A 13,917-nucleotide genomic window follows, 5' to 3' on the forward strand; every position below is an offset into this window, starting at 1 on the left:
AAATCGAAGACTAAAATGGAAGTATACTCAGAACATTATGTAAATCCTAAAACGGAACGATTCGTCAACAAAATCTGGTGCTTAGACAACAGCATCGGCGAAAGTTCAATCGAAAACAAATTGGTTCTCCCAAACGGCTGTTTTAATCTCGCTTTTGTAACTGGAAATGCTATTCAAGTTCATACGAGTAAAGCTAAATATGAGATGAATGAAGGTGTTTACTTTTGTTCTCAAATGACTAATAAAGTTTTAGTAAACATTCATCCAAAAACCAAAGTCACAATTGTTCAGCTTCACACTTGGACACTTTCCTTGTTTCCTAAGTATGATTTAAGCGATTTTACAGATTCTATTATCAAAATTAATCTTGAAGAATTGCCTTTTAAAATTCAGATTGATTCTGATATTGAAATTATTTTAAATACAATCAACACTTATTTTGAAGCATTATCTGATTTAAATTCGGAGAAAAACACAATTGAAAAAATCTGCGAAATCATTAAAAATAAAGAGGAAGTATCTGTTTCAGAAATTAGTGAAGCTTTAAAATCTTCTCAACGTTCACTTCAAATTAAATTTAAAACTGCAACTGGATTAACAATTAAAAAATATATTCAGATTTTGAAATTCAGAAAATCGGTAGATCAAATGGCGAATTCTGATTTAGAAAAACTAAAACTGACTGATATTGCGCTTTACAATAAATATTTTGATCAGTCGCATTTTATCAAAAAGTTTAAAGATGTGACTAAAACCACTCCGAAAACATTCGATCCTGACTCTTATTTTCTTTCTCATAAAAGATAAGTTTTCGCATTTGTACAATTTTGTAAGTTTTGATTGATTTACTTTTGCATAATCATCAATCAAAATCAATTACAAATGAAAATCAATCAATCCTGTTTTCAGTTAAAATTTCTTTTAATTGGAATTTTATTCATCCAAATTCAATTTGGATTTTCTCAGGAAGCTAAAAGCTCCGCTTTATATAAAACCATTATGTCAAAAGACAGTCTTCTTTTCGACATTGGCTTTAATACCTGCGATGCAAAACAATTTGAAAATTTATTCAGTGACGAACTTGAATTTTATCACGATAAAGACGGGTTTTCAAATAAAGTAGATTTCTTGAATAGCTTTAAGAACGGATTATGTGGTTCTCAAGAAACTTATCGCGCTAGAAGAGAATTGGTTACAGGAAGCATAGAAATTTATCCTTTATACAAAAAAGGTGTTTTGTACGCGGCAATACAAACCGGAATTCATCAATTTTATGAAACTACTGCCGTAAAAGATGAACCTCTATTAAAGAAAAACGAAAAACTAGTAGGCAAAGCCAAATTTACTCATTTATGGGTTCTGGAAAATAATGACTGGAAACTAAAACGAGCTTTAAGTTATGATCATTCGGCTGTAAATTCAAAGAAATAGACCTCATTTTAATCATTATGCTCAAATTATTTCTCCTTTTAATATTATATATATGTAAAATTTTAACTGCTTAATAGCATAAAAATATTTGTTAGTTATGAGCATGGGCCGGCTTTTAAAGCAATTGGTCTGTGCTCTACTTTTTTATATTCTAAAAAAAAATAAAAAAAATTGGGTTAATCGTGAAACCAAATCGTAAATCAATCGTCTAAGATTTTATAGCATCATATAATTCCATTTATGAAGTTTCAATCATCAATCAAAAAAACGAATCATTCATTAATCTTAAACCATAATCAATCCATTATGAAAAAATCAATCAAACTTATTGCGCTTTTTGTCGCTTTTCAGTTTTCGTCATTCAGCACTTTTGCTCAAGATAAAGCACAGCAAATTGAGCAGCTTTTAAACAAATACAAGGAATACGGACAATTTAACGGCTCAGCTTTGGTGGCAGAAAACGGAAAAGTAATTTTCAAAAAAGGTTTTGGTTCTGCCAACATGGAATGGAATATTCCAAACCAGACGGATACTAAATTCAGATTGGGTTCTATCAGTAAACAATTTACCGCACTTTTAATTGTAAAACTGGCAGAAGAAGGAAAAATTAAACTGGATGTTCCAATTACCACTTATCTTTCAGATTATCCAAAAGAAAATGGCGATAAAATCACGATTCACCATTTATTGACTCATACTTCTGGAATTCCAAATTATACCAACGCGCCAAATTTCCTTAGAGATAAAGCAAAAAATCCTTATACTCCAGAAGCTTTTGTAAAAACTTTTTCTAGTCTGCCACTTGAATTCGCTCCAGGTGAAAAATTCAACTACAGCAATTCGGGTTATTTTTTATTGGGTTATATTATCGAAAAAATTACAGGCAAAACATACGAGCAGAATTTACAAGAAACCATTTTCACTCCTTTAAAAATGGTTAATACTGGTTACGATCATAGTGAAGTAATTTTAAAAAACAGAGCTGCTGGTTATGAAAAAGAAGGAAAGAAAATTGTCAATGCTTCGTACATTGATATGAGTATTCCGTACGCTGCAGGATCTTTATACTCTACTGTAGAAGATTTGTATTTATGGGATCAGGCGCTTTATACCAATAAATTGCTTTCTGAAAAATCAATGGAATCTTTATTCAAACCTTACATTAAAACATGGAATGGTTTTTACGGATACGGATGGTCTACTTATGAAGTGCCAAACGGAAACGATAAATTGACTGTTGTTGAGCATGGAGGAGGAATCAACGGATTTAATACCATTATTTCGCGTATTCCTAAAGATAAAAATCTTGTTGTTTTATTGAATAATACTGGCGGAACTGTTTTAGGCGAAATGAATACTGCAATTCGCAATATTTTATACAATCAGCCATTTAATCAGCCGAAAAAATCTCTGGCTCTTGATCTATTAGATGTTTATAATGAAAAAGGTGCAACAGCTGGAACAGAAGCCTACAAAAAGCTAAAAACCGATCCAACTTATGCGATTAAAGAAGGCGATATGAACCGAGTTGGATATCAATTATTGCAAACTGGAAAAAAGAAAGAAGCGATTGAAGTTTTCAAAATCAATGTTGATGCTTTCCCAAAATCTGGAAATGTTTATGATAGTTTAGGTGAAGCTTATTTGGCTGATGGAGATAAAAAACTAGCAATGGTCAACTACAAGAAATCTGTTGAACTGGATCCTACAAATGAAGGCGGAAAAAAAGTTCTGGAAGAGCTTTCTAAAAAATAAAGACAAATAATTATAGCTTAAATGCTTAAAAAATGGCTCCGAAAAAGCAGATTCAAAATCTATTTTTTCGGAGCTTTTTTTGTTACAACTTGGGACATTCAAACCTGATGATTTATTTTTCTAAAGTACTATTTTAGCCCACCCAAAATAATTGAATGACCTATGAAAAATCTAAAAAACTACAGTTTCTTAGCTGTATTATTATGCCTTTTTATTTCTTCTAAATCTTTATCGCAAAACAACAAGCCGTTAATGCCTAGCCAGCAGAACAAAATTATAATTGATAAAATTGTCGAAGCTGCTCATTATAAAAACTATGTGATTGATTTTTGCTTATCTAAAATAAATGAAGCTTCCGCAAAAGAAGGCTGGAACGAACAAAAAGCAATGGAAATTACCCAGAGCATCAATTACAAAAATTTCAGAGATGCGATTTACAACAGTTTTGTTGTTTTTGATGAAGTTGAACTGGAAACTTTATTGAAAGCCTATGAAAAAGACTCAGCATATCAAACACAAAATGTAATGACCAATAATAAAGTGCTTATTAATAATCTGAACATTTTTGCTGATGATATTGTGAAGGGGAAATATATTTCTAAATAAGATGCTAAGGTTCTGAGATACTAAGGTTCTAAGTTTTTTTAGCCTTTGTCAAAGTTTAAAACTTTGACAAAGGTTGTAACTTGAAATATTAAACTTGAAACAAAATTTAGTTCTTTGGCTTCAGAACCAACTTCGTAGAAGTCTTTATGATTTCGTCTTTATTTAATTTCATTTTTCTGAACTTACCTGCGTTGTACATTTCGGCTTGATCGCTGTAATGTTTGCTGAAAGGATTTCCAGATTGCCCAGTAGGCAAAATACTCCAACTATTTTCTACATCGGCAAAATCGACAATTCTTCTGGTCGAAGGCCCACCTTTGGTATAATATTTTCCTTCATCATTAAATCCGAAGAATAAATTATTGATTACTTCATTTGAACCTGGAGAATTGAAAGGTCCAACATTAAATAATCCGCGAAGTGCTTTGACTTTTCCTAATGGATGTTCGTGTTCTACCGTATGTACTTTTCCCCAATTCCATCCTGCAACATTTTCTCCTAACTGATTTTGCAGAGCAATAACAGCGTCATGAAAAGATTTTGAAACCACATCTTTTCTAGTTTCTTTTACATTTTTGGTTTTAATATTATCCCACCAAACCGAATTTTCATTTTTTATCTGGTTGGCAATAACTTGTTTTCCTAATGAAATTCCCAAAAATAAATTGAAATTGTCTTTGCCCATTTCGTCTTCAAATGTATTTTTCAAATACAAATAAATCCATTTGTTGTAAATTGTTGGCGCAACATCTTCAATATTTGTTGTTCCTTTCCAAGATTTTAAAACTCCCAAAATCTCTTTCTCATTATAAGAAAGCGCTTTATTATCTAAAGTTGCAATTAAGTTTTTAGTCGTTTCAACTGCAACATCCGAAGTATTGTCATAAATCATTTTACTGATAGCTTCTTTGTCCCAATCAGATTTTGCATCTAGAATTCCCGAAATTCTTTTAGCCCGATCTTCTGGCAAATAATATCCTGGATATAAATAACCATTGTCTATAGCTTCTGGCTGATTATTCGCAGAATAAACATATCCCCATTCTGGATTTTCAGCCGATGGATTCTGCTCGAAATCTAAAAATTTGGTAATATCGTCTTTACCACTTGAACCGTCTAAAATTAAATGCGTATTAATGCCTTCATTATGTCGGTACAATTTCCCACTCGCCCACCAAGCCACATTTCCTTTGGCATCGCCATACATTACATTTAATCCAGGTGCTGCAATTAAACTCACTGACTTTCTAAAATCCGTAGTATTTCTAGCATGCGAAAGTCCATAAGCCGCATCTAGAATCAAGATTGGTTCTCTCGTATACGTCCATGACATTGCGATTGGGTTTTTCTTTTCTAAACGCTCCATAAAGTCATTCATAATCGGACCATGGCGCGTAGTCTTAATTGTCAAAACAACATCTGAAGAATCTTTTACTTTAATTGTTTTTTTTCTGATCTCGTATTCACTAAAACCTGTTGGCGTCTGATATTGAGAAGCATCGTCTGTTTTATTTTTTTCTTGATAAAAATCAATATCATCATTTTCAAACATCGTTAAGCCGTAAGCGTAATCTCTGTTGTGCGCCAAAAGCGGAAATGGAGTTCCTGCCAAATAGCAGCCATATAATTCATGTTTCGGAGTTACAATATGCGCTTCATACCAAGTTGCAGGCTGAGAGAATCCAATATGAGGATCATTCGCAAAAATAACTTTACCCGTTTTCGATTTATGAGGCCCGACAACCCAACTATTGCTTCCAACAAATGGCGGAATCGGAGACTGATCCAACATCGCAGTTATAGCTTTTGAAATCTCCGTGTATTCCTCAGTTTTCTCTTTTGAGATTTTAATTCTAGTAGTATTAAATTCTCCTTCAATACCTAAATCTTTCAAATAAGCAGCGCCGTATTTATTTTTAATATCAGTCAATAAAGGATCTGTTTTCTGAGCCATCGCAAAACTGAAAGACATATAGCCAAAAATATTATAAACGTCTTTTATAGTAAACTTTTGCTTTTTTACGCCAACCAAAGTAAATTCTATTGGTGTAACTCCTTCTTCTAAATACTGATTAATTCCGTCTAAATATGCTTGAGTGAGTTTATAGCTTTCGCTGTTTTTATCCAACTTTGCAATCGCTTTTGCTGAAGCTTCTTCAATTCCGATTCCAGCAAAAAATTTATCATTTTTAAGTGCAACGCCACCAAAAATCTCAGAAAGATGTCCCGGCGCAATTCGGCGTAATAATTCCATTTGCCATAATCTTTCCTGCGCATGTACATAGCCAAGTGCAGTCATAGCATCTTTTTCAGAATCTGCATAAATATGAGGCACTCCAAAATCATCAAAATAGACCGTGGTTTCTTTGTCAAGGTTTTTTAAATCTAAAGAACCTTCGTACTTAGGCTTTAAATGAAAAATATAGGCACACAAACCAATCGCAAGAATTACTATAAGAACCAATAAGGCCAGCAGGATTTTTTTAATTATTCTCATATTCTGAAAAAGGATGAAATTTGTAATAATGTAATTTTTCTAAAAAATCATATAAGAGACAACTGTCTTTAAAACTCTAAATTTATGTATTTAAAATTAATACTATAAATGTCCATCTATAAAAAAATAGCTATTGTAGTAATTTCTCTGCTTGCCATTGTAATTCTTGCCAATGTCGGGTTGAATTACTGGATCAAAAAGCAGCTTCCGATCATTATTCACGAAAAAAACAAAACCGCATATAATATCAATTATGAAAAAATTGAAGTCTCTCTTTTTTCTAGAAATATCAATGCACAGACTTTGCTTGTAAGTCCGAAAAACGAGCCGAAAGACAGCAAAAATGGACTTTTCTCCAAAATTGAATCTATCACCATCAAACATTTTAACATTTGGGATTTGGCTTTTCGAGATATCATTCAGGCGGAAAGTATTATTATCAATAAACCGAAAATCATTTTATACAAAAAAGGCGAAAAGTTAATCAATAACAGTAAAAGCATCGAAAAAGAAATTATTGATCCGTTTCGAAAAATTATTGCGGTTTCTAACATTTACCTCAACGAAGGATCTGTTGATGTCGTTTCTTTAGAGACTGAAAAACCCATTTTCAGCATAAAAAAAATTCTTTTAAAACTAGAAGGCATTTTAATTACTGATGCCACTTTGAAAGAAAAAATTCCAATTCGATATAAAAAGTACGCCCTCATTTGTGACAGTTTATTTTACAGACCAAATGGTTTCTATTATATCAATATTGGAAAAATAAGCACCGAAAAGAATTTTTTAAAGATTAATAATTTTTCTAATCTTCCCCAAATTGAACGATACGAATTTGTAAAGCGTCTTGAAAAAGAAAAAGACATTTACAATCTAAAATTTGACTCGGCTCAGGTCGAAAAAATGGATTGGGGTTTTAAAAATGACAGGTTTTATTTTAAAGCCAATTCGCTTGTCATTCATCATTTTGATGCCAACATTTATCGTGGTAAAATGCTAAAAGATGATCCAAGCAAAAAATATCTTTACAATCATTTACTGCGAAATCTGAAATTTCCGCTTCAAATTGACACCTTGCAAGTTCTAAAATCTAAACTGGTTTATGAGGAAGAACTTGATGTTGCTAAAGGTCCAGGAGTTTTAACTTTCGACAAGTTCAATTTGCAGGCTACCAATTTAAAAAGCGGTTATGGCTTAAAAAAAACAGATGATGTAAAGATCAAAGTCAAATCTATTTTTATGAAAAATTCTCCTCTTGATGTCGATTGGAGTTTTAATGTTTTGGATAAAAGTGACGGATTTCATATTCAAGGCGTGATTTCGAATTTTAATGTTCAAGGAATGACGAGATTCACCAAACCATATATCAATACAACTTTTACTGGAACGTTTAACAAATACCGTTTTAATTTCTACGGAAACGATAATGGCTCAAAAGGAAACGCTTCTCTCGATTATGATGATCTCAAAGTCAAATTATACAAAAAGAAAAATCCCGAAAAAGAAGCAAAACTCAAAACTGCTGTTGCCAATTTACTAGTCAAAAACGATTCGAAAGACGAAGCCAAAACTGCCGAAGTTGAAGTAAAGCGACTTCAAGACAGATCGTTCTACAACCTTTTGTGGAGAAGCATAGCCGAATCTTTGAAGAAGATTTTGATTTAGGAGTTTTTTTTTAGCCACGAATTACACGAATTAACACGAATTGATTTTTTAAATCAGCCAATAAAAATTAGTAAAAATTCGTGTAATTCGTGGCAACCAATCTGCAAACCTGACAATTATCAGGTTTTAGGAAAATTTATTTTTCTTCATTTGTTCCTATTTTAATCCGAATACAAATGACAAAAAATAATCTGCATACTTTTCATATTCCGGTAATGGGATTGGCTTATACTATAGACAGTCCTATTAGAGTCGCGCAGTATGGAATTTCATCGGTTGTGGCTCTTGCTGACGATGATCTGATTGATAAAATGCGTAATTTTTACAGCACAAAATTCAATATTCCATATGAAGAAATTACTCAAAAATTTCACGACTACCGTGCTGAAAGAATTACCTCTTATTTGAATTTAGTCGATAAAATCGTAAAAGAAAAATTCGAAAATTTTAAAACAGAATTGGCGGAAAGCAAAACAGCTCTTGAAAATTTCATGTCGATGCTACCAAATACTTCTGATATCAAAAAAGGTTTCCAGAATTTATTGGATGACGGAATTGCCTTTAAAGAAAACATTCAAAATTACATCGAAACACACCTTCTTCCTGGTGAAATCGATGTTAACATTATGACTAAATTAGACAAAGATAATTTTGTCAAAAACGAACAGCTTCCAGTTGAATTTAATGATGCGCATGCCGCATTAAGAGGTTTTGCCAATAGTAATCTGGAATCTTCGGTGGTACTTTCTGCAGGAATGAATCCGAGATTGTTTGGGTATTTCGAAAACTTCAAAGATTTTTTTCCAAATGAAAATAATGAACTGAAAAAGAAAATCATCTTAAAAGTAAGTGATTTTAGATCGGCTATGATTCAAGGAAATTTCTTGGCTAAAAAAGGTCTTTGGGTTTCAGAATACCGAATTGAATCGGGATTAAACTGTGGCGGACACGCTTTTGCTACCGATGGACTCTTATTAGGCACTATTTTAGAGGAATTCAAGCAGAAAAAAGATCAATTGGTACAATCTGCCCACGATTTAATGATTAAAGCTTTACAAGCAAAAAATCAGCCTGTTCCTAAAAATCCTTTAGAATTAAAAATTACTGTTCAAGGCGGTGTCGGAACTGCAGCAGAACACGAATTTTTATTAGATGAATATAATGTTGATTCTGTTGGCTGGGGCTCTCCATTTTTATTGGTTCCTGAAGCAACATCTGTTGATAAAGAAACTCGCAATTTATTGATGAATGCCAAAGAGGATGATTTTTACTTAAGCAATATTTCCCCTTTGGGTGTTCCTTTTAATACTTTGAAAGGCACTACCAATGAATTTTTAAAGCAAAAACGAATTCATGAAAATAAAGCAGGAAGTTCTTGTCCGAAGAAATTTTTAGCTTTAAGCAAAGAATACGATCCGCACGGAATTTGCACGGCTTCAAAAAAATATCAAGATATTAAACTGGAAGAATTAGAAGCAAAAAAAGATTCGTTATCTATTGATGAGTTGGAGAAAAGTAAAATCAAAATCACCGAAAAATCGTGTCTGTGTGTTGGTTTGGCCAATGCTTCTTATCTAGAAAATGACATTAAAATAAAAGGTCAGGCACAAGGCGTAGTAATTTGCCCTGGACCAAACTTAGCTTATTTTGATCAGGAAGTTTCTTTAAAAGAAATGATCCAACATATTTATCAAGGCAAATCAGTTATTAGAACTGAGCGCCCAAACTTGTTTATAAAAGAGCTTAAAATGTACATTACGTATTTTAGAAATGAGATTCAATCTATTTCTGGAGAACTTACAACAGCTCAGCTTAAAAAATGGACTACTTTTAAATCTAATCTGTTAGATGGAATTGAGTATTATAAAAATTTATTTGAATCGACTATAGCCTTTAAAGGAGACTTAAATCAACTCGATTCTTGTAAATCAGAATTAGTTGGTATAAAAATTCCCGTTTCAGAGTTGGTTTAAAATTGAAAACCCCAAATTAGATGATAATTTGGGGTTTGTTTTTATTTATAAAATAACTATTCTTTCTTTTGGTTTTTACTGTCAATAACAGCCCCTGTTCCTGTTCCAACTGCAGCTCCGGCTAAACCACCAATAATGGCTCCTTCTCCTTTTTTCTTACTGACAATTGCCCCTGTTGCCGCTCCTACTCCAGCACCAATTACAGCACCTTTAGCAGTTGCGCTCCAACCTTTCTTTTTAGCTGGTACAGCAGCTGTTGCGTCTTGCTGATGCACTACAACAACTTTCTCTTTTTGAGCTTCGATCTTTTCCTCATTTAATTTCGCCATTTCAGTCTTCATCGAATCGATAACACGCTGTTTGTTAATCTCAACTTTCATTGAATCAATGCTGGCTTGTTTGGCTTTATTTATATCTTCTTTGTTTTGTTGTTGACAAGAAGTTAAAAATATCACGGTCAATAAAATATATAAGCCTTTCATGATTATAAGTTTTAAAAAATTATACATCACAAAGTTCTTAATATCTGCTATATTGGTTATTACAGAATTTTTTAGAAAGTTTATAAGATTTGAAGATTTCTGCGGTATTTCTCGCTGAGTTTTATTTTTTAAACTGATGATTTAATCTCGCAATCCCGATAGCTATCGGGAGCGAAGACGCAAAGTTTTGTTTTTTTAAGTTCAATAATATTCAGCTAAAACCTGGATAAAAAATTGATCAAAAGAAAAAGGCTTTAGCCAAACAAGTATAGTTTGGCTAAAGCCTTCGTAACTCCATATTTAACACCTCCAGCTAAAGCTGGAGGCTATTGAAAAAAATCTTTTTAATCCTTTGAATTTGTGGCTTTAAATAAAACTTTTAAGTTCAATTGCGTCCAGCTTTAGCTGGATGAAAAATTAATCAAAAGAAAAAGGCTTTAGCCAAACAAGTATAGTTTGGCTAAAGCCCTCTTAACTTCATCTTTAATACCTCCAGCTAAAGCTGGAGGCTATTGAGAAAAAAATCTTTTTTTAATCCTTTTAATCTGTGGCTTTAAAAAAACTTTGCGTCTTCGCGCCTTTGCGAAATTAACTTCTACTTCCCTAAAATTCCTTTTTTAAGAATTTGTCCAAAGTCATACATATCTTCATAAGAACAATACAAAGGAACTGGCGCTAGACGAATAACGTTTGGTTCACGCCAATCGGTAATAACACCGTTTTTCATTAAATAATCAAATAATGCTCTTCCTTCTCCATGAAGAAAAACCGATAATTGTGAAGCTCTTTCTTCCGGGTTTGAAGGTGTAATAATTTCGAAAGTACTTTCTACTTCTTTATCAATTTCGTGAAGAATAAATTCCAGATATGAAGTAATATGGTCACGTTTTTTAATTAAAGCATCCATTCCAACCTCAGCAAACATTTCTACTGATGCCAAATATGGCGCTAAAGATAGAACTGGAAGATTACTAATCTGCCATCCATCGGCTCCATGAACGGGATCAAAGGTAGGTTCCATTTTAAAACGGCGCTCTTTGTTGTGTCCCCACCAACCCGCAAATCTTGGCAAGTCTGAATTATGATGTTTTTCGTGAACAAAACAGCCAGAAGCATTTCCTGGGCCTGAATTCATATATTTATAACTGCACCAAGCGGCAAAATCTACATTCCAATCGTGAAGTTCTAGTTTGATATTTCCAGCAGCATGTGCTAAATCCCAACCCACTTTTGCTCCAACTTTTTGTCCCGCTGCAGTTATCGTTTTAATATCAAAAACTTGTCCTGTATAATAATTAACTCCGCCAATTAAAACTAATGCTAGTTCATCACCAACTTCTTCAATTTTTGCTAAAACATCTTCTAGACGAATATTATGTTCTCCTTCTCTGCGTTTAATTTCTACAATCGCATCTTCTGGTTTGTATCCGTGAAAGTTCACTTGGCTCTGAAACATATATTGATCTGACGGGAAAGCTTTTTCTTCGCAAATAATTTTATAACGTTTCCCTTTTGGCTGATAAAATGAAACCATCAATAAATGAAGATTCACTGTTAAAGTATTCATCACTGTAACCTCTGATGGTAGTGCTCCAACAATCTTGCTCAACGGTTCTGCAAATCTTTCCTGATAATCCCACCAAGGTTTTTCGGCATAAAAATGACCTTCAACTGCCAATTCTGCCCAATCGTTCATTACTTCATCGATATAAGCTTTTGTGCGTTTTGGCTGTAATCCTAATGAGTTTCCTGTAAAATAGATTACTCGTTTGTCATTTACTTTCGGAAAAATAAATTGATCCTGATAATGGTTTAATGCGTCTTTCGAATCTAGCTCTCGTGCAAATTCGCGTGTATTTTGAAAAGTCATTGTGTTTTTGTTTTGCTTGCTAAAATAACAAAAAATGTTTGTTTTGTTTCAGGTTGATATGCTTTGCGTGTTTTTTAACGCAAAGTTCGCAAAGTCTTTTTTATCAAGGCTAATGTTTATAAACGCTAAGTTCGCAAAGCTTTGCGTTCTTTTTGTTTCTGGTAAACACATACTGAGCAAAAAACCTTTGCGTTCTTTGCGTTTAAATTTCTCAACGAATGTCAAACTTGAAGCCTGAAACTTGAAACAAATAAAAAACCCGACAGGTTATAAAAACTAGTCGGGTCTTTTTATATGATAAATTCTAATTAAAGAATTAACATCGCGTCTCCGTAAGAATAGAATTTGTATCCTTCTTTGATTGCTTCGTCGTATGCTTTTTTCATTAAATCGTGACCACAGAAAGCAGAAATCATCATTAATAAAGTTGATTTTGGTGTGTGGAAGTTTGTGATCATACAGTTTGCAATACTGAAATCGTGAGGAGGGAAAATAAATTTATTTGTCCATCCTTCGTAAGGATTTAAAGTATTAGCAGAAGAAACAGAACTTTCGATTGCACGCATAGAAGTTGTTCCTACAGCACAGATACGTTTTTTCTTTGCTTTTCCTTCATTAACAATATCACAAGCTTCTTGAGTAATGATTAATTCCTCAGAATCCATTTTGTGTTTAGATAAATCTTCAACCTCAACTGGGTTAAAAGTTCCTAAACCAACGTGTAAAGTTACCTCAGCAAAGTTTACTCCTTTGATTTCTAATTTTTTCAAAAGGTGTTTTGAGAAGTGCAAACCAGCAGTTGGTGCCGCTACAGCTCCTTCTTCTTTTGCATAGATTGTTTGGTATCTTTCAGCATCTTCAGCAGTTACTTCTCTGTTGATGTATTTAGGAATCGGAGTTTCTCCAAGTTCTGTCAATTTGTTTCTGAATTCTTCATAAGAACCATCGTATAAGAAACGTAATGTTCTACCACGAGAAGTTGTATTGTCAATTACCTCAGCAACTAACGAATCGTCATCACCAAAATAAAGTTTGTTACCAATACGGATTTTTCTAGCAGGATCTACTAAAACATCCCAAAGGCGTTGCTCTGAATTTAATTCTCTTAACAAGAAAACCTCAATTCTAGCTCCAGTTTTTTCTTTGTTTCCGTACAAACGTGCAGGGAAAACTTTTGTATTATTAAGAATTAAAACGTCTCCGTCATCAAAATAGTTGATCACGTCTTTAAACATTTTATGTTCGATTGTGTTTTTTTTACGGTCAATTACCATTAAACGAGATTCATCTCTGTTTTCTGCTGGAAATTCAGCCAAAAGTTCTTTCGGTAAATTGAAATTGAAGTGTGATAATTTCATATTTGAATTGTTGATTTTAGAGTGTAGCTTTTAGATTTGTTTATCTAAAATTTTAAATCGGTTGCAAATATACGATTGTGAGATAGGCGTTGTCAAGTGTTTTGGCTTTTATTTTCAAAAGTCCTTGATTTTGTGAGGTTTCGAGAACCATTAAAAACGTTTTTTCGAACCATATAAGTGATATAAGTTCATATTAACTAGAATTTTTTATGTACTATTTAAACCCGACAGGTTTTAAAACCTGTCGGGTTTGCTTTTAGATACATATAAAAAAACCTCT

General features: G+C 32.9%; 10 protein-coding genes. 6 read left to right on the forward strand and 4 right to left on the reverse strand.

The genetic code is table 11. The features are described 5' to 3' along the window. The first annotated feature begins 15 nt into the window (after nucleotides 1–15). From RB618_RS22550 to RB618_RS22565, 4 genes are all read left to right on the forward strand, one after another. Nucleotides 16–807 carry an AraC family transcriptional regulator gene (locus RB618_RS22550; protein ID WP_308070880.1) on the forward strand — a complete coding sequence of 264 codons (792 nt, stop codon included), beginning with the start codon at nucleotides 16–18 and terminating at the stop codon, nucleotides 805–807. A gap of 75 nt (nucleotides 808–882) precedes the next feature. Continuing rightward, nucleotides 883–1,431, forward strand: coding sequence for a nuclear transport factor 2 family protein (locus RB618_RS22555; protein ID WP_308070881.1), 549 nt, complete (start codon nucleotides 883–885; stop codon nucleotides 1,429–1,431). A gap of 306 nt (nucleotides 1,432–1,737) precedes the next feature. Beyond that, complete coding sequence (locus RB618_RS22560) at nucleotides 1,738–3,186, forward strand: serine hydrolase (RefSeq protein ID WP_308070882.1); 1,449 nt, start codon at nucleotides 1,738–1,740, stop codon at nucleotides 3,184–3,186. A gap of 162 nt (nucleotides 3,187–3,348) precedes the next feature. Then, the gene (locus tag RB618_RS22565; RefSeq protein ID WP_308070883.1) at nucleotides 3,349–3,792 is read left to right on the forward strand and encodes a hypothetical protein; all 444 of its coding nucleotides are present in this window, start codon (nucleotides 3,349–3,351) and stop codon (nucleotides 3,790–3,792) included. 106 nt (nucleotides 3,793–3,898) lie between these two features. On the opposite strand, the gene RB618_RS22570 is transcribed toward RB618_RS22565, so the two are convergent. After that, nucleotides 3,899–6,289, reverse strand: a complete 2,391-nt coding sequence (locus tag RB618_RS22570) for a penicillin acylase family protein (protein WP_308070884.1) — start codon at nucleotides 6,287–6,289, stop codon at nucleotides 3,899–3,901. A gap of 108 nt (nucleotides 6,290–6,397) precedes the next feature. Between RB618_RS22570 and RB618_RS22575 the strand changes: the two genes are divergently transcribed. After that, nucleotides 6,398–7,954, forward strand: a complete 1,557-nt coding sequence (locus tag RB618_RS22575; protein ID WP_308070885.1) for a hypothetical protein — start codon at nucleotides 6,398–6,400, stop codon at nucleotides 7,952–7,954. A gap of 176 nt (nucleotides 7,955–8,130) precedes the next feature. Continuing rightward, complete coding sequence (locus RB618_RS22580; protein WP_308070888.1) at nucleotides 8,131–9,927, forward strand: hypothetical protein; 1,797 nt, start codon at nucleotides 8,131–8,133, stop codon at nucleotides 9,925–9,927. Nucleotides 9,928–9,983: 56 nt separating this feature from the next. On the opposite strand, the gene RB618_RS22585 is transcribed toward RB618_RS22580, so the two are convergent. The 3 genes from RB618_RS22585 to queA form a co-directional block, all read right to left on the reverse strand. Next, on the reverse strand, nucleotides 9,984–10,409 hold the full coding sequence (locus tag RB618_RS22585; RefSeq protein ID WP_308070889.1) for a YMGG-like glycine zipper-containing protein: 426 nt from the start codon (nucleotides 10,407–10,409) through the stop codon (nucleotides 9,984–9,986). 595 nt (nucleotides 10,410–11,004) lie between these two features. After that, nucleotides 11,005–12,279 carry a kynureninase gene (gene kynU, locus RB618_RS22590; protein WP_308070890.1) on the reverse strand — a complete coding sequence of 425 codons (1,275 nt, stop codon included), beginning with the start codon at nucleotides 12,277–12,279 and terminating at the stop codon, nucleotides 11,005–11,007. A 308-nt stretch (nucleotides 12,280–12,587) separates the two neighbouring features. Continuing rightward, on the reverse strand, nucleotides 12,588–13,637 hold the full coding sequence (queA, locus tag RB618_RS22595; protein ID WP_177211934.1) for a tRNA preQ1(34) S-adenosylmethionine ribosyltransferase-isomerase QueA: 1,050 nt from the start codon (nucleotides 13,635–13,637) through the stop codon (nucleotides 12,588–12,590). Nucleotides 13,638–13,917 lie beyond the last annotated feature (280 nt).

The sequence above is a fragment of the Flavobacterium sp. LHD-85 genome, from assembly GCF_030929595.1.
GTDB lineage: Bacteria > Bacteroidota > Bacteroidia > Flavobacteriales > Flavobacteriaceae > Flavobacterium.